General features: G+C 37.7%; 14 protein-coding genes. 3 read left to right on the top strand and 11 right to left on the bottom strand.

Translation table 11 applies throughout. The features are described from left to right. Window positions 1–188 precede the first annotated feature (188 nt). Window positions 189–701 carry a hypothetical protein gene (locus I5515_RS09070; RefSeq protein ID WP_199965974.1) on the top strand — a complete coding sequence of 171 codons (513 nt, stop codon included), beginning with the start codon at window positions 189–191 and terminating at the stop codon, window positions 699–701. On the opposite strand, the gene I5515_RS09065 is transcribed toward I5515_RS09070, so the two are convergent. Further along, window positions 702–1607: a LysR family transcriptional regulator gene (locus I5515_RS09065; protein ID WP_199965972.1), complete on the bottom strand. Its 906-nt coding sequence runs from the start codon at window positions 1605–1607 to the stop codon at window positions 702–704. Between the two features lie 102 nt (window positions 1608–1709). Between I5515_RS09065 and I5515_RS09060 the strand changes: the two genes are divergently transcribed. Next, on the top strand, window positions 1710–1832 hold the full coding sequence (locus I5515_RS09060) for a hypothetical protein (protein ID WP_199965970.1): 123 nt from the start codon (window positions 1710–1712) through the stop codon (window positions 1830–1832). 83 nt (window positions 1833–1915) lie between these two features. Here the strand turns inward: I5515_RS09060 and I5515_RS09055 are convergent, their stop codons facing one another. The 7 genes from I5515_RS09055 to I5515_RS09025 all read right to left on the bottom strand — a co-directional run bounded on the left by I5515_RS09055 (window position 1916) and on the right by I5515_RS09025 (window position 11331). Further along, complete coding sequence (locus I5515_RS09055; protein WP_199965968.1) at window positions 1916–2677, bottom strand: ThiF family adenylyltransferase; 762 nt, start codon at window positions 2675–2677, stop codon at window positions 1916–1918. Between the two features lie 327 nt (window positions 2678–3004). After that, window positions 3005–5761, bottom strand: coding sequence for an aconitate hydratase AcnA (gene acnA / locus I5515_RS09050; protein WP_199965966.1), 2757 nt, complete (start codon window positions 5759–5761; stop codon window positions 3005–3007). A gap of 124 nt (window positions 5762–5885) precedes the next feature. Next, window positions 5886–6698 carry a TatD family hydrolase gene (locus I5515_RS09045; protein WP_199965964.1) on the bottom strand — a complete coding sequence of 271 codons (813 nt, stop codon included), beginning with the start codon at window positions 6696–6698 and terminating at the stop codon, window positions 5886–5888. Continuing rightward, window positions 6698–7639, bottom strand: coding sequence for an RsiV family protein (locus I5515_RS09040; RefSeq protein ID WP_199966083.1), 942 nt, complete (start codon window positions 7637–7639; stop codon window positions 6698–6700). The genes I5515_RS09045 and I5515_RS09040 overlap by 1 nt, the downstream gene beginning before the upstream one ends. Window positions 7640–7730: 91 nt before the next feature. Continuing rightward, window positions 7731–8573: a hypothetical protein gene (locus I5515_RS09035; RefSeq protein ID WP_199965962.1), complete on the bottom strand. Its 843-nt coding sequence runs from the start codon at window positions 8571–8573 to the stop codon at window positions 7731–7733. 69 nt (window positions 8574–8642) lie between these two features. Next, window positions 8643–10235 carry a peptide chain release factor 3 gene (locus tag I5515_RS09030; protein ID WP_199965960.1) on the bottom strand — a complete coding sequence of 531 codons (1593 nt, stop codon included), beginning with the start codon at window positions 10233–10235 and terminating at the stop codon, window positions 8643–8645. A 232-nt stretch (window positions 10236–10467) separates the two neighbouring features. Beyond that, window positions 10468–11331, bottom strand: a complete 864-nt coding sequence (locus I5515_RS09025; protein ID WP_199965958.1) for a hypothetical protein — start codon at window positions 11329–11331, stop codon at window positions 10468–10470. 322 nt (window positions 11332–11653) lie between these two features. Here I5515_RS09025 and I5515_RS09020 point away from each other — a divergent pair, with 322 nt between their 5' ends. Continuing rightward, on the top strand, window positions 11654–12226 hold the full coding sequence (locus I5515_RS09020) for a TetR/AcrR family transcriptional regulator (RefSeq protein ID WP_199965956.1): 573 nt from the start codon (window positions 11654–11656) through the stop codon (window positions 12224–12226). Window positions 12227–12501: 275 nt separating this feature from the next. On the opposite strand, the gene I5515_RS09015 is transcribed toward I5515_RS09020, so the two are convergent. From I5515_RS09015 to ilvC, 3 genes are all read right to left on the bottom strand, one after another. Continuing rightward, a complete protein-coding gene (locus I5515_RS09015) occupies window positions 12502–13062 on the bottom strand; it encodes a TetR/AcrR family transcriptional regulator (RefSeq protein ID WP_199965954.1) in 561 nt (186 codons plus the stop codon). Between the two features lie 605 nt (window positions 13063–13667). Beyond that, window positions 13668–15722, bottom strand: coding sequence for an EAL domain-containing protein (locus I5515_RS09010; protein WP_199965952.1), 2055 nt, complete (start codon window positions 15720–15722; stop codon window positions 13668–13670). 329 nt (window positions 15723–16051) lie between these two features. Continuing rightward, window positions 16052–17068: a ketol-acid reductoisomerase gene (gene ilvC, locus I5515_RS09005; protein ID WP_199965949.1), complete on the bottom strand. Its 1017-nt coding sequence runs from the start codon at window positions 17066–17068 to the stop codon at window positions 16052–16054. Window position 17069: the final 1 nt, after the last annotated feature.

Below are 17069 nucleotides of genomic sequence, written 5' to 3'. Positions count from 1 at the left end.
TTAAATAGTTTTTAATTTTCATTTTAATGAATATCTTTTTGCCTCTCAGCAGCAATATTTGAGAAAAAGATACGTTATTACATAACATAAACAAAACTTTTAAGGTACGCCTATTAGTATCTCTGAACGCCACAGGTAGGTGGTGATTTTTTAAATATGGATATAGATAGTACGGTAGAGATTTCACGATGATTATTTATGACGGACAAGTAGCTGATAATTATATGTATCAGGATTCAAATCAGGCAGCCATTGTTGTATCCCACAGCACTCCAAGCCTCCCTTATCCTTTCACCATGAAACCCAATCGTCATCAGACAGAAACTTCCGGTACTCCCGCTATAGATATTGATAAATTTGTAGAAAAATTAGAAAGTGTTACCTCTAGACGCAGTAAAGCACGTTGTGCACGTAGTATCCGTCTTGCTCTAGAATCTGCTGGTGCCAACGTCGAAAACCACCCAATCGCAGCTTCTGACTGGGGTGACACTCTCAAAAAGATTGGCTATAAAGAAATTAACCCAGCCTTTGATGAACCTCAAGAAGGTGACATCTATATCATTCACAGAACCCGTAACCACGTATATGGACATATTGCTGGATATACAGGAAGTGAATGGGTCTCTGACTTCAAACAAAATAGCTATGATGTCTATAAAGACGATAGCGTTACTTATACTTATTATAGATTAGCTGCCTAATCAATTTTTCAAGGTGGATTGAAAGGTTTGATGAATAAGCTCGGCACAATGTTGAATAGTTTCATCGTTCTCTTTTCTATAGACTAAAACGACCTCTGAAAATAATAGATGATCTGCCAAAGGTAACAATTTTACATTGGCAGGCAAAATCTGCTGAAACTCCTCAGGCACAATGCTCACACCTAAATTTGCAGCCACAAGCTGTAATTGTGAAACCTTGCGTGACTGAATCGCAGCCTTCCGAGGTGTAAACCCAGCAGCCAAGCATAGATTTGAAACAAAATAGCTTAAACCACCTCTTTCGGCATGAGGTGTAGAAACGAAATATTCATCTTTCAAATCTTTGACTTTAATCTCTTGTTTATTTTTAAATTTAGCATGATCGACATGTACAGCCACCATCAAAGGTTCTTCATACAGCTTAAGAACATTGATGTCATTTAATGTATGGCGCACTGGTGGTCTAATCAAACCCATATCAATTTCTCCATTCATCAAAGCTAAAATCTGATGCTCAGATGACAAGGTGTTTATCTCAAAATTGATCTGCTCTGCTAAACTAATTTTTTTTAATAGCTGAACCTTTTTATCATCCATAACAATACTGCTCGAGTGAGCAATTTTAATCTGGCGATTTTTCCCATCTGCAATATTTTTAGAAAGACCAATAATTTCATTTAAGTAGTCCAGATGGTCTTTTGTTTTCTTATAAAAGACCTCACCTGCAACTGTAAGCCTGATTCTTTTATCAGTGCGATCAAAGAGCTGAAAAGCAATTTCCTCTTCTAATAATTTAATCTGCCGACTTAAAGCGGATTGAGCAATAAAGAGCTTTTCTGAAGCTGCTGTAAAGCTTCCCTCTTCAACAATTTTTATAAAATATTGGAATTGCTTTAATGTGAGCATTATCATCTCAAAATTAGATCATTAGGCCTATTTTCTATATTAGATTAGATAGATAGCCTTCGCTAGAATTTTATTAAGACCATTCACTTGATTGAATTATTCATGAAGTATTTAAAAGGGTTCGCTCTATTCACCCTCATTATTTTAGTTTTATGGTGCTTTAAATTTTATGATCAACAGCTTCCAATACAGCCAGAACACGACACTATAGAGTTATATGATTAAATCGGCTTTCAACCGTGTTAGACAGGTTCTCTCAAAAAGAAAAGGCATGCCTAAACATAAAAGCATGCCTTGCAATATTTAAACTAGGCTTTCTTTAAATCGAGTTTCTTTAAAACTTCCGCTACGGCAATCATGGCAAAGCTTGAAGTCACGACCACGGCTGAACCATAGCCACCACAGCGCAATCCAGCCGATGGGCAAACATCTGCACTTGAAAATGGATTGTCGATTGAGTAAACACAAGTAATTCCAAATTTCTCTTTTGGCTTTTTACAGATGCCTCGAGCTCGAAGCTGGCTACGTAATTTTGCCAACATCGGGTCTTGTTCTGTTTTTGATAAATCGGCAACACGAATTTTAAGTGGATCAAGCTTACCGCCTGCCCCACCCGACACAATCAAAGGAATTTTGTTAAAACGGCAATGTAGCATTAAACCCAACTTGGCTTTAACGTCATCAATACAGTCTAAAACAATGTCTGGTACAGGGTTTAACAGCTCTGCCACATTATCGGGTGTTAAAAAGTCATCAATAATATTGACTTTAATACGCGGGTTAATCTGGCGACAGCGCTCCGCCATAATTTCAACTTTTTCACAGCCCAAGGTAGATGTCATAGCGGGTAACTGACGGTTCACATTTGATGCCGCAACCACGTCCATATCCACTAACGTAATCTCGCCAATACCTGTACGCGCTAAAGCTTCTACAGCCCAACTCCCCACCCCACCAATACCAATCACCATCACATGACTTTTTTCATAGTGTTGAAACGATGAATCACCATAAACTTTGGCTACACCTGCAAAACGACGTTCATATTCATCTTGTTGGAGATCGGTCATTGCTACTCTTTGGGGATATAAAACACGGTGGCTATTTTACTGCTTTTCAGAAGAAAGTGTATTTCATATCAAAGAAAACTTGGGATTGAGATATTTGAGTTCACAGTAAGTCTGTCATTATAATTTATATTATTTAAGATTTAAGTCATTATTTACTAACGTGACAGGCGGCACGGATGCCGCCCGGTTGGGCTGCGGTATAAGGACATACCGTCAGCCCGACAAAGGATTTTTGTTACTTTTTATCCTTAAAAAGTAAGGATATGCCTATAAATCTAATATTGGCTCATACACATTCATTATATGGCCATGCTGAGTTTATCCAATTTATGAAGCAATCAAATTCCGTAGTACATAATGCAAAATACCACCAGCCTTAAAGTACTCAACCTCATTTAACGTATCAATTCGACATAACACATTAAAGTGGCTAGCAACCCCATTTGGCCCCTTTACATCAACTTCAAGAATTTGATGAGGTTCAATCCCATCCGATAAACCACGGATTGATATCACCTCATGTCCAGTCAAGTTTAGTGATTGTCGAGTTTGTCCATCAACAAACTGTAGTGGCAACACGCCCATACCCACCAAGTTAGAACGGTGAATACGCTCAAAGCTCTCGGCAATCACTGCTTTCACACCTAATAAATTTGTTCCCTTAGCAGCCCAGTCTCGTGAAGAGCCTGTTCCATATTCCTTACCAGCAATAATCACAAGCGGTGTGTGTTCTTCTTGATAACGCATTGCTGCATCATAAATTGCAAGCTTCTCACCGCTTGGAATATAGATCGTATTACCACCTTCTTCACCGCCCAGCATTTCGTTTTTAATACGAATGTTGGCAAAAGTCCCGCGCATCATGACTTCATGATTACCACGTCGAGAACCATAAGAGTTAAAGTCTTTTGGCTCAACGCCCTGCTCTTGTAGATATCGACCTGCTGGGCTGTCTTTTTTGATATTCCCGGCTGGGGAAATATGGTCTGTCGTTACCGAGTCACCTAAGATAGCTAAAATACGTGCCTGTTCAATATTTTTAATGGCTTTTGGTGGTTCGCCAATGCCTTCAAAGAACGGCGGATGACGAATATAAGTTGAATCATCAGCCCACTCATAAGTTTTACTTTGTGGAATTTGAATCGCTTGCCATGTGGCATCGCCATCAAACACAGCCGCATATTCTTTGTGGAACATATCTGTATTTACTTTTTGCAAGACTTCATCAATTTCTGCCTGACTTGGCCAGATATCTTTTAAATAGACAGGTTGCCCATCTTTGCCTTGCCCAATAGGTTGTGTGGTCAAATCGGTACGAATATTACCAATCAAGCCATAAGCCACCACAAGCGGCGGAGAAGCAAGCCAGTTTGTTTTAACTAATGGATGCACACGTCCTTCAAAGTTACGGTTACCCGAGAGCACAGATGCAACATTTAAATCATGGCATTGAATTGCTTCTTCCACTGGTTCAGGTAATGGACCTGAGTTACCAATACAAGTCGTACAACCATAGCCCACCAAGTTATAGCCTAGTTCGTCTAGATAGGGTGTGAGGCCAGCAGCCAGTAAGTAATCGGTAACGACCTTAGAGCCGGGTGCGAGAGAGCTTTTCACCCATGGTTTCCGTTGTAAGCCTTTTTCAATCGCTTTTTTAGCAAGCAGACCAGCTGCCAACATCACACTCGGGTTAGAGGTGTTCGTACAAGAGGTAATTGCTGAAATAACAACATCCCCATGATTGAGTGGATATTCTTGCCCTTCAATCACGCAAGATGGATTTTCATGTTGAATATTTGCTTTTTTCGCTTCTACGGCTGTACCGCCACCGCCTTCATTTTCTAAACGTTCTTTGGCTTCTTTTGCTGGTTTTAAAGTTAACTCCATCAGCGCATTAAAAGTTTTAGGTACATCTGATAAAAGCACACGATCTTGTGGACGTTTTGGGCCGGCCAAACTTGCTTGGACAGTACTCATATCTAAACTTAAAGTATCTGTAAATACAGGTTCATCCCCCGCATTTCGCCATAGACCTTGTGCCTTACTGTAGGCCTCAACCAATTCAATGCGATCACTTTGACGGCCAGTTAGCCGTAGATAACCCAATGTCACTTCATCAATCGGAAAGAAACCACAGGTAGCACCATATTCCGGCGCCATATTGGCAATAGTTGCGCGGTCAGCAAGAGGCAAATCGGCAAGACCATCCCCGTAAAACTCTACAAATTTACCCACTACACCTTTTTGGCGAAGCATTTGAGTAATGGTAAGCACCAAGTCAGTTGCCGTAATACCTTCTGGTAATTTGCCTGTAAGTTTAAAGCCAATTACTTCTGGAATAAGCATCGAGATAGGTTGGCCCAACATAGCCGCTTCGGCCTCAATACCCCCTACACCCCAACCCAACACACCCAAACCATTAATCATGGTGGTATGTGAGTCTGTTCCTACTAAGGTATCTGGAAAAGCAAAAGTCTGCCCGTTATCTTCGCCTAGCCAAACGGCTTGAGCTAAATATTCTAAATTGACCTGATGGCAAATCCCTGTACCGGGAGGCACAACACTAAAGTTATTAAACGCAGATTGTCCCCAACGCAAGAATTGATATCGCTCACCATTACGCTGCATCTCAATGTGTACATTTTCGTCAAAAGCCTGATCATCAGCAAAATAGTCGACCATCACAGAGTGGTCAATTACAAGATCAACAGGAGATAACGGATTAATTTTTTCAGGGTCGCCCCCCGCTTGAGCCATAGCCGCACGCATTGCCGCTAAATCAACTACCGCAGGCACACCTGTAAAATCCTGCATTAAAACTCGTGCAGGTCGATATTGAATTTCCTGATCTGAGCTTCGTTTTTTTAACCACTCTGCTAAAGCATGGATGTGTTCTGTTTTAACACTATGCTGGTCTTCGAACCGTAATAAGTTTTCCAATAATACTTTTAAAGATTTCGGCAGTTTGGCAATATCCCCTAGCGTTTTCTCTGCTTGGGCTAAGCTAAAAATCTGATAATTGCTGGAACCTACTGTTAGCGTCTGTAAAGCATTAAAACTATTGATATTGCTATACTTAGCCATTGGGTTATCCTCCCATGTCTGGCAATGTTATTTTTCACGTTTTTACATGTTGTTTTCTTACTTTAAGCTTCTTTTCTAATCGCTGTGTTTTGTTTTAGTTACTATTTCTAATCTTTGATTTTTATTACGATAATTTCAAAGCCGAGAGCGAGTTTTCCCAAAGCTGTACGGCCAAATCCGACTCTGATATTTTTAAGTTTTCTGCCAAACTTTGTAAAACATAAGGCAAATTAACTGGGGTATTACGGGTACGTTGTTCTGTTGAGGTTTGACAACAAAGTGGTGTCATATCTGGACAATCCGTTTCAATCACCAAGTGCTCTGCACCTAGAGCTTGTACAACCGTATGAAGCTTTTTCGCATTCGGGTTGGTAATTTGCCCAGTCACACCAATTTTAAATCCGAGCTTAATGAGACCTTTTGCTTCTTCCACTCCACCACTAAAAGCATGAGCAATTCCGCCCAGTTTAAATTTTTGAGCTTTTAATATTGCCAATACATCGCCATGTGCTTTACGAATATGAAGCAATACTGGTTTCTGATATTGCATTGCCAGTTCTAGCTGTTCGGCAAAATATTGTTTTTGTTTTGCATATATATCTGGGTGCTTATGCTCTTTTAAAAAAGTATCTAAGCCAATTTCACCCACAGCCACACAGTCTTGTTGCTGCAAAATTTGCTCAAGGTGAGAAAGATGGTCTGGTTGATGTTGTTCTATATAAAACGGATGTAAACCAGGTGCTAAATATGAAGAAGGCACATTATCCCAGTTATTTAACTGATGATGCGTTTGTAATAACTCATCAAAACGTGACTGCACAAAACCAATTAATACGAGTGCATCTACACCAGCTTTTTTAGCATCAAGTGCTAATTGTTGCCGATCTTCATCAAAATCGGCAACATCAAAATGTGTATGTGTATCAAACAGATGCATTAGCTTCCACTTTTTGCAACTGGAGCTGAAGCTGGTTGCGCTTTAGGCTGTGGCAAATACTCTTTTTTCAAAACTTCCTCTAATTGATTATAAGGAATCACTAGGCGTGGCAATCCTACAACATATGGACCAATATCATATTCACCATATTGCAAAATCAAACCCTGCTCACCCAACAAGAAATTATTAGTCAATTTAAATGGCCATGCTTGTTCATAATCAGCGACATTGTCAGCAAGCTTGGAATCAGTCACCCAAATCTTAAAGGCTTCATGCGCTAACTTTTCTAATGCAGCTTTTTTCTCGGGACGCAACAAATCTTCAAGCTCAATCTGTTTTTGCTCTTTTAAGTCAAAGTTATAGTAGTGCTGCCCTGCTGAACCATGAGCGCCACCTAAATAACTACTACTATTAAGTACAACAGTGACGACTTTCCCTTGAGCCTGCAAAATTTTTGGCTTAACTAAAAGATTAATTTGATGATTACTACTTAAAGCTTTTAATTCATTATCCAAACCAACAAACGAATTTGCATAGCGTTGAACTTGTGCATCAAAACTATTTTTTTGCTCTGTTTCAGCAACTGCTGAAGCTTCTGACTTTTTGTCCGATTGCGCTGCTTTTGCATCAGGTTTTGCAATCGCTAATATTTGATCGAGAGTTTTTAAAATTTGCTCATCTATAACTTTATCAATAAACGGAAAATTACTCTGTAAACGCGCAACTGTAAATTCTGGACAATTTTTACCATCACAGTCAGGTAAAACAACTTTACTTGGAATTGTTTCGCCCTTCAAAGTCAACTCTACAGGCTTTTGTTGTTCAACTGCTGGTTTCTGCTGCTCTTGAGAATCCTTAGGATCGGCTTTAGGTTGGCATGCCACCAAAAATATAGCAGAAGCAAGCAAAGTTAATCGCAGTGAAGCTTTAGAAGATAACATCATATTTTGCCTTTTATTCTAAGGAGATTACGCAGTGCCTTTTCTAAGAAATTAGCGCATATAAATAGAGGTTGCAAATTCTGCTACCATCTTAAAACATTTGTTCATAAACCTCAGGTTGTAATATTTTTTTTGTTTGTTCTGTAGATAAATAAATATCAAGCTGAGATGCCTCTTTAGTAATCTGGTTCGCCTGATAATGCAGTCCAATCCCTTCACCATCAAAGAACCAATCAGCTTGCCCCCAATATAAAGTTTTGGGCGCTTCTTTTCTTATCTCAACAGGCTGCTTTTTCAACCAGTCTTGATATGCAACCTGCACGATTTGATGCATAGCTGTTTGCTGATCCTTTTTTAAAACATCGAGCAAACTTAAACTTTTATGCAATTTTCGGTCAGCTACAAAAAAGTAATAACGATCTTTTATCGTGATCTCTTCTTGTTTACTGTCCAAGGCCAATTGCAACAACACATACTGATTACGCTGTGAAGCAATGCGTGTATGAATGTGTAATTCATAAGCACGGTTTTTAGAATATTTTTCTTGCCATTCATCTGACTTTTTAACGTAAGCATTTATGGCTTGTTGCAGACTTAAATCTTTTTTCAAATCAATTTGAGACTGAATAACTTTGGCCTGACTTTTTTCAATCCAGCCATTTAACCATGTGTCTTGAGTTTTTATAGTTTGAATATCGACATCAATACAGTTTTTCTTTTCACAAAAAGGCAGCGCATAATTTGCCTTGGTTTCGGTCAAGTTTAAATACGGTAAAACCTCTGCCTTCGTAGCAGGATGCTCTTGGGCAGAAGCTGCATTTTTTTGAGAAGATGATGAGGATTGAGAACCTTTCCAGACAAACATAGAAATAGCAGAAATTAATGCGATGACTGCGACCACAAGCCCAATAATTGCCTTTTTACTCAAATTCATTTCATCATCCTTTCTTATTTTTCAAAACAAAACAGCTTCTATTCGAAGCTGTTTGTCACATAAAAATGATCAGTGTTCACGTGTATTACGGAACTGAATATCAGGCCAACGCTCTTGCATAATCTGCAAGTTCACTCGGCTTGGAGCCAGATACGTTAAGTGTCCACCACCATCTATCGAAAGTTGGTCATGGGCTTTCTTCTTAAATTCATTCAGAATTTTTTCGTCATCACAATGAATCCAGCGAACTGTGTTAACGCTTACAGGCTCGTAAACACAATCAACCTTATATTCTTCTTTCAAACGATAAGCAACCACGTCAAACTGAAGTACACCCACTGCACCCACAATCAAGTCATTGCTAATTTGTGGCATAAATACCTGAGTCGCCCCTTCTTCTGACAACTCTTTCAAACCTTTTTGCAATTGTTTTGACTTTAATGGATCTCTTAAACGCACACGACGGAACATCTCTGGCGCAAAGTGAGGAATACCAGTGAAATGTAAATTTTCTCCACTGGTAAAAGTATCACCAATTTGAATCGTGCCATGGTTATGTAAACCAATAATATCACCCGGCCACGCTTCTTCTAAATGTTCACGCTCACCAGCAAGGAATGTCAAAGCATCGCTAATGCGAACATCTTTACCAAGACGAACGTGGTTCATCTTTAAACCTTTTTCATATTTACCAGAGCAAATACGCATGAAGGCAATACGGTCACGGTGTTTCGGATCCATGTTGGCTTGAATTTTAAATACAAACCCAGAGAAACCTTCTTCTTTCGCATCAACTACACGTTCTTGTGTAGGGTGTGCTTTAGGTTCAGGTGCCCACCCCATGAAAGCATCAAGTACATGGTCAACACCAAAGTTACCTAACGCTGTACCAAATAGAACTGGCGTTTGTTTGCCTTGTAAAAATAAATCGCGGTCTAATGGCTCATTCGCCATTTGTACAAGCTCAAGCGACTCTTCAAAAGATGCCCAAGCCAACTCACCTACTTTTTCACGAATATCAGCATGATCATATCCATCACGCACTTCAATATCTGTAATGGTTGAGCCAAAACCTGCTTTGTAGACATACAATTTATTTTCAATAATGTTGTATACACCAGCAAAATCACGCCCCATTCCTAATGGCCATGTAAGGGGTACACAGCGGATATTGAGGACATTTTCAATTTCATCAAGTAACTCAAGTGGCTCACGAATCTCACGGTCCATCTTGTTTACAAATGAAATGATAGGCGTGTCGCGCATACGACAAACTTCCATCAATTTGATGGTACGTTCTTCGACACCTTTTGCACCATCAATCACCATTAACGCAGAGTCAACTGCGGTTAGGGTACGATAAGTATCTTCCGAGAAATCTTCATGTCCCGGTGTATCGAGCAAGTTAATGGTGTGACCTTTATAAGGGAACTGCATAACAGACGTGGTAATCGAAATACCACGCTCTTTTTCCATTTCCATCCAGTCAGATGTAGCTGCGCGGTCAGATTTACGGCTTTTTACCATCCCTGCAACCTGAATTGCTTTACCCCATAACAGTAATTTTTCTGTCATGGTGGTTTTACCGGCATCGGGGTGGGAAATGATGGCAAATGTGCGGCGTTGAGCAACCTGTGCCGCTAACTCATCTTTAAAACTCATGAAATACACCTACTGCGGAGATTGCAGTGCCAAAGACCTAAAGTCGATCAAAATAAAAATTGGCGTAATTGTAGCAGATTTATGGAAGTGTTTAATGATTGTTGATAAGCCATGAGTTACTCATAAGCTTTTTAGATATTTTTTGAGAATGTAGCTTAGCATCTTAGAAATTTTACAATTAAAAAAGCCCATACAATCGTAGATGGGCTTTCTTCGGGTTTAACAGAATATCTTATGCCAGTTTCTTTTCTTCAATAAACTGGACATCGGCAATTTGCACATCCCAGAACTCATTCCATAAAGCACAATAATCAATACATAGCTTCGTTAAGCTCTCATAATCATCTTCTGTAATTGCTTGCGCTAATGTAAACCAAAGGTCATCCTGATGGTCATCATCAGCCGCCTCAGACGTTTCATCAGTAGATACACCATGCACATGGTAATAGCCACCACCTTCAACATCGATATTCACAAATTTAGTCGCTTCTCGTAATGGCGGACTAAAAAGAATAACTTCTTCTTCGGCAACTGCTAACAATGCAACTACATTGATATAACTATCATAAGAAGATTCTAAAAATGAACGAACCTGATCTGCAACTTTTGAAGGTTTATAATTACGACGATCGGCTTCTGTCAAACCATAATCATTAAGTAAATCTTCATACAAAGGATAATGAGCATATTCAGGATTCCCCAAATAATAATCATCTTTACCTAATCCCGGTCTAAAACCGAATTCATCAAGTATATTTAGGCTTAACAATACACGTGGAAACATTTTAGCTCCAGAATGGAGTTTTGGTTCCAGTTGTTTTGTTTGGAACTGTGCTTGTAATAAAGCATCAGTAAAAATCTGTACAATTGCATGACGATATTCTAAATGAATATGAGTTAAAGTGCTCTTATCCAAATATCCATGATTTAATATTTCAATTGCAGGATGTTTACAAACTGGTAATTCCGCAATTTTATTTCTTAACTGTTTGAGAAACTTTAAATTTTCATCCCATTGTTGTGCAGGAATACTATTTCTCATCCCCTGCAATGCTTTTTCTCGTGGATTATTAAAATCTTCAAATTTTTTTGACATAATCATTCTCATAAAAAGTTTTTTCTTATAGTTAAGTTGGGGATTCCCTTTATTTCAATTTGCATTCAATTGCTAAAATAAAATCCATATACCCATCCTTAACAAGCTGATATTATGTCTATTAACTCAATAAATCAATGGATTAATTAATAATATTTAAAAAAGTAAATTATTGCCAACTCAATACATAAAATATTACTTTTTAAGATTAACCAAACTATTGAATAAATATAATTTTTTAAATATTATAAAATAAGTTTTATTTAAGCTTTAACACTTACAATTGCAAAGTTAATCAAAAATATTCGCGACGGTGCACCCGATGACAAAAAGAGAAAATATTATAACAACCGCAACATCCCTTTTTAACCAAAAAAGCTATACATCTGTTGGTGTTGATAAGATTATTGCTGAGTCCAATGTTGCAAAAATGACTTTTTATAAGTACTTTTCGTCTAAAGAAAATCTAATTGAAGAGTGCCTTAATGTAAGAAATTTAGAAATTAAATCCTCAATATTTGAAAAAATAAACAATATTAACAACCCCTTAGTTAAAATTAGAAGCATTTTCAATTGGTATGTTGATTGGATTAATACAGATGATTTCAATGGTTGTTTATTTAAAAAAGCGACTATTGAAGTTCTACAGTTGTACCCATCTATTAAGAATCAAGTTAATGAATATCGAGAGTGGATTTACAAATTGGTTTTCTCAACATTTCTAGAATTAGAAATCAAAGATGCCCATACGCTTACCAGTCTTTTCCTTAATATTATTGATGGTATTATTATTGATGGCACAATAAATAAATCAAAAATTAATTCTGAACAAACATGGTCTTACATAAATAAACTTATTAATTTTGAAGCAACCCAAGCGTATGCAGCCGCTTAATATATCAATTTAATAATTTTTAGATGTTTTGTAGAAGAATTAAAGTATCATTAAAAAAACGAGTAGAGCATGAATTACAGCTCTACTGATAAAATCTATCTGACTTATTTCTTCAACCCTTTAAAAGCAAAGCCCTTGCTATTTTAAATGCATGAGCTGCTCTCATCTTTTCTATTTTAATTTTAGAACCTATATAAAATTGAGTAGTTTCAATAAGATCTTTATTAAGAATAACTAATTTTTTCCTACATATAAACATCTACTTTAATAGATTATTAATCTACAGCGATACTCTTTAAAACATACTCTAACAATACATCTCTATCATCCACACTGTTATCCCCCAAAAGTTGAACCATTGCCCCATCAATCACAAATAAAAACATGTATGCATCTTTTTTTGAGGCATTTGGAATCGTATTCAAAAGCAATATATAGATTTCATTAATCAGCCAGTTTCGATATTCAACCACGACCTGATAGGCTTTTGGATATAGCTTTTCAATTTCAAAAATAGCCCTAAATAACAAGTAATAGTTGCCAACTAAGTTAGTATGTAAAAAGAAAATCTTTTTTAACTTTTCACGCAAGGCTAAATCTTTTTGTATGTAAATGATTGAGATGACTTGTTCTTTTAGAGCATCTTTTTGAAAGCTTAGGCACATTTCAATCAGCCGCTGTTTGGAGTGGAAATAGTTATAAAATGAGGCTTTCGGCACCTCTGCTTCACTCACAAGGCGGTCGACACCGACGTTATGAAAACCATGTTTACTAAAAAGATAGCGAGACTTATGCAGCGCACTTAACGCGCGAAATGAGAGATCTGAATATGGCATATATGTACCGTTATAAAATAATTTCTTGTTGTGTCTAAATGAGAAAAACGGCTGCAACTTTTGCTTTAGGCAAAAAAAGCATGCAAAGGCCCCAAAGACTGCCCTAACCCATCTCAAGTTTTATTGTTGATATGATTTTTTAGTCGTGACGAACTAAAGTCTGAAAACTCAAAAGTAATCAAACCCTGCTAAAGACTAATCTGGTGGTGTAAAAATAGTATGCATAGCCAACTCCTTATATGGGGAGTTCTGCCAAAGCATTAATTTAGAATTATGGTGGCAGAACGAAAGAGGGTTGACAGACTGGTACGACGCCAGCACACCCGAAGGTGTCCCTCTCCCGTCCTACCGCTACGGGAGGAGACGAGGAGCTTACACACAGAACTATCCCTCAGAAGGGAAAACTCTGATGCGGTCGTATGTGGTCTGTCAAAACCACCTGGCAATGTAGGCCAGCAGGCAAAGCATAATCTGAGAGTTTAGAAGTGTCAATGTTGAATTTATGACAAGATTTTAAATTTCTTATTATTTTTCATTAGATTAACTTAAATATTATTTTAGATATTATATAAACAAGTATTTTCAAATTTAACCCAATGTCTAGATTAAGCAAAATGAGCGCCTTGCGATTGAAGGAGTTGCCCCACATTAACAGGCATTCCCAATAAATAGCCTTGGAACTGCTGGCAACCTAAACGCGTTAAAATCTCAACTTGCTGTTGGGTCTCTACTCCTTCTGCTGTAACGGTTAAACCTAACTTTTTGGCTAAATGAATAATACTTTCTAAGATAACTTCTTCTTTTGAACCCGGTTTTAAATCAACAATAAACCCACGATCAATTTTAAGCTCATCTACAGGTAAATCTTTTAAATATAAGAAGCTTGAATGCCCTGTCCCAAAATCATCAATCGCAACACGAATTCCCATGTCTCGCAGTCGCTCACACGCTCGGATACTCAAGTCGATATGCCGCATTGCAGTTGATTCAGTAATCTCAACAGTTAAGTGGTGGGGTTGAATTTGATATTTTTTTAATAATGCTTCGAGCGTACTAAATAACTTTTTATTTTCAAATTGGAGTGCCGACAAGTTTACAGCGACTGGATAAAATGGTGTGTTACTGCGTTCCCAAGCCTGAATTTGCTGACACGCTTGCTCAAGCGCCCAATACCCCATTGGAATAATCAAACCCGTTTTTTCCGCACCTTCAATGAACATGTGCGGAGTAAGTATTCCTAAAGCTGGGTGATTCCAACGGATTAATGCTTCAACCCCGCAAACATCAAGATTAGTATTAAATTTTGGTTGGTAATATAAGATGAATTGTTTTTCTTCTACGGCTTTATAAAGGTCATTGATTAGTTTTGATTGACTTCGCGTTTCTTGTTGATGGGTTGAATAACTAAAGATGGTATATGTATTCCGACCTTGTTCTTTAGACATCAACATGGCCCCATCAGCGTTCATCAGTAAGTCCTGAACATTCTGCCCATGCTCAGGAAAGAGTGCGACGCCCAAACTTGCAGAAATATTAATTTCCTTACCCAAAATTTGATAACTTTCCTGAATCAATTGTAAAACTTTCTCGGCTAAAACAACCGCTTCTTCGGCATTAGTATTTTCCGCAATCAGTAAAAACTCATCGCCACCAATTCTAAGCAATTTACATTTTTCATTGAGTTGCCAATGTAAGCGATTTGCCATTTGAATGAGGAGTTGGTCACCTACATGATGTCCAAAAGCATCATTCACCGATTTAAAACGGTCTAAATCAATATATAAAAAAGCAATTTTCTGTTCTTTATATCGATGGTCTGAAAGTAATACTTCTGCATAATCAACCAAGTAAAGTCGGTTTGGCAGCTTAGTTAAATTATCTTGTATAGAGAGATTCGCTAATTCTTTATTTGCCTTACGTAGCTCTAAGTTTTGTTGAGTGAGCCGCTGCTCTAACATCGCGACAATAAAGCTTGCTACGAGTACCAGACACGTGACTAAAATAATCGTAAATAATAATAAGTCATGCTCAGCCTGATATTGGCTAATAAATTTGTCTGTAATATTGGTGGCAATCAGAGCAGTATAGTGCATTCCCATAATACTTAAGGTCATCATGATCGCGAATGCTATTTTTAGGTTTAATCGATGATGCTCTGTTTCTTTTAATTTATAAGATAATAAAAAAGCCAACCCTGACCCACTCATAGCAATGAGTACAGAAAATAATAGCAAGAAAGCAGTGTAGTCTTTTTTATAGATATTAATATTCCAACCCAACATAGCAATATAATATGAAGCTGAAATTCCGATTCCCATGACAACCGAACTTAAAATAAGCCGGAATAAAGGTAACGTAAAACGAGAAGTTAACCACATTGCGATGTAAGATAATAAAGCACTTATGGCAAAAGAAACGGCAATTAAAGGAGTATTAGAATTTACTGTTCCAAGTAAATGGTAGGCTTGTATTCCAACAATATGAACGATACTAATTGCTGAAGCGAGCAATAAACTATTGATAAGTAAAATTAAAGATTCAAATTGTTTGAAGGTCTTATTGAATAATAATTGCTCCATGGAAATCACAATATAGCAAATAATGCCGGCTGCAAAAAAAGAGCCGACGATCAATGTGCTATCGTAATCAACATGACCCATATTGGACTTCCATGATTATTCAATACTTTTTTTTATTTTGTTCAACTCATTGCCCAAAATACAACAAAACATGTTCAATACATTCTATTAAATTTGACTTTTTAAGTCAGTTATAAACAATAACACTATCTATCTTTTGGTCAAGTTTTTTTTACTTTATAAATCAATAAACTAACCAAAAAGTAAGCAGCCAATTATATGAAAAATATAGGATTTATTGAAACTAGGTCAATTGACCTTAATGATGTTTTTTTAAGCTTATTTTAGGAGTTCCTAAAATAAGAAACCCTGCTAAATGCAGGGTTTCTTTTAAACATAAGAAAAGAAAATTAGTTCTTCTCTTTATCTACGATTTTGTTTGCTTGAATCCAAGGCATCATCGAGCGTAACTTGTTACCAGTTACTTCAATACCATGCGCAGCATTTTGACGACGACGAGCAGTCATAGATGGGTAGTTTAATGCACCCTCTTGAATGAACATCTTCGCGTATTCGCCAGATTGAATACGTTTCAATGCATTACGCATTGCTTCACGAGACTGTTCGTTAATTACTTCAGTACCAGTTACATATTCGCCATACTCAGCATTGTTAGATACTGAGTAGTTCATGTCAGCGATACCGCCTTCGAACATCAAGTCAACGATCAATTTAAGTTCGTGTAAACATTCGAAGTAAGCCATTTCTGGTGCATAACCAGCTTCAACTAAAGTTTCGAAGCCCATTTTCACGAGTTCAACAGCACCACCACAAAGAACTGCTTGCTCACCGAATAAGTCAGTTTCAGTTTCTTCACGGAATGAAGTTTCGATAATACCTGTACGGCCGCCACCTACGCCTGAAGCATAAGAAAGAGCAACATTACGTGCGTTACCAGAAGCATCTTGGTGAATTGCAATTAGATCAGGAACACCTGAACCACGTTGATATTCTGAACGAACTGTGTGACCAGGTGCTTTAGGTGCAACCATGATTACATCTAAGTCTTTACGTGGAACAACTTGGTTATAAAGAATTGAGAAACCATGAGCAAATGCAAGAGTTGCACCTTCTTTGATGTTTGGCTCAATCACGTCACGGTAAAGTTGTGATTGGAATTCATCTGGAGTCAAAATCATTACGAGGTCAGCTTGCTTAACAGCAGCAGGCACTTCTGCAACTTTAAGACCAGCATTTTCAGCTTTCTTCCAAGAAGCTGAACCTGCGCGTAAACCTACAGTTACGTCTACGCCAGAGTCTTTAAGGTTAAGTGCATGAGCATGACCTTGAGAACCGTAACCAACAATCGCTACTTTCTTGCCTTGGATGATTGATAAGTCACAGTCTTTATCGTAAAAAATTTGCATT

The sequence above is a fragment of the Acinetobacter calcoaceticus genome (assembly GCF_016508255.1).
GTDB lineage: Bacteria > Pseudomonadota > Gammaproteobacteria > Pseudomonadales > Moraxellaceae > Acinetobacter > Acinetobacter calcoaceticus_E.
Note: the sequence above shows the minus strand (reverse complement) of the source record. Positions and strands in the feature narration are given on the sequence as shown.

Bases quoted from the DNA above. Each gene is read 5' to 3' on its own strand.
- I5515_RS09015 (WP_199965954.1), bottom strand. From the start codon at position 13,062: ATGCCATATTCAGATCTCTCATTTCGCGCGTTAAGTGCGCTGCATAAG.
- I5515_RS09040 (WP_199966083.1), bottom strand. From the start codon at position 7,639: ATGTTATCTTCTAAAGCTTCACTGCGATTAACTTTGCTTGCTTCTGCT.
- I5515_RS09030 (WP_199965960.1), bottom strand. From the start codon at position 10,235: ATGAGTTTTAAAGATGAGTTAGCGGCACAGGTTGCTCAACGCCGCACA.
- I5515_RS09060 (WP_199965970.1), top strand. From the start codon at position 1,710: ATGAAGTATTTAAAAGGGTTCGCTCTATTCACCCTCATTATTTTAGTT.
- I5515_RS09055 (WP_199965968.1), bottom strand. From the start codon at position 2,677: ATGACCGATCTCCAACAAGATGAATATGAACGTCGTTTTGCAGGTGTA.
- acnA (WP_199965966.1), bottom strand. From the start codon at position 5,761: ATGGCTAAGTATAGCAATATCAATAGTTTTAATGCTTTACAGACGCTA.
- I5515_RS09065 (WP_199965972.1), bottom strand. From the start codon at position 1,607: ATGCTCACATTAAAGCAATTCCAATATTTTATAAAAATTGTTGAAGAG.
- I5515_RS09070 (WP_199965974.1), top strand. From the start codon at position 189: ATGATTATTTATGACGGACAAGTAGCTGATAATTATATGTATCAGGAT.
- I5515_RS09045 (WP_199965964.1), bottom strand. From the start codon at position 6,698: ATGCATCTGTTTGATACACATACACATTTTGATGTTGCCGATTTTGAT.
- ilvC (WP_199965949.1), bottom strand. From the start codon at position 17,068: ATGCAAATTTTTTACGATAAAGACTGTGACTTATCAATCATCCAAGGC.
- I5515_RS09010 (WP_199965952.1), bottom strand. From the start codon at position 15,722: ATGGGTCATGTTGATTACGATAGCACATTGATCGTCGGCTCTTTTTTT.
- I5515_RS09035 (WP_199965962.1), bottom strand. From the start codon at position 8,573: ATGAATTTGAGTAAAAAGGCAATTATTGGGCTTGTGGTCGCAGTCATC.
- I5515_RS09020 (WP_199965956.1), top strand. From the start codon at position 11,654: ATGACAAAAAGAGAAAATATTATAACAACCGCAACATCCCTTTTTAAC.
- I5515_RS09025 (WP_199965958.1), bottom strand. From the start codon at position 11,331: ATGTCAAAAAAATTTGAAGATTTTAATAATCCACGAGAAAAAGCATTG.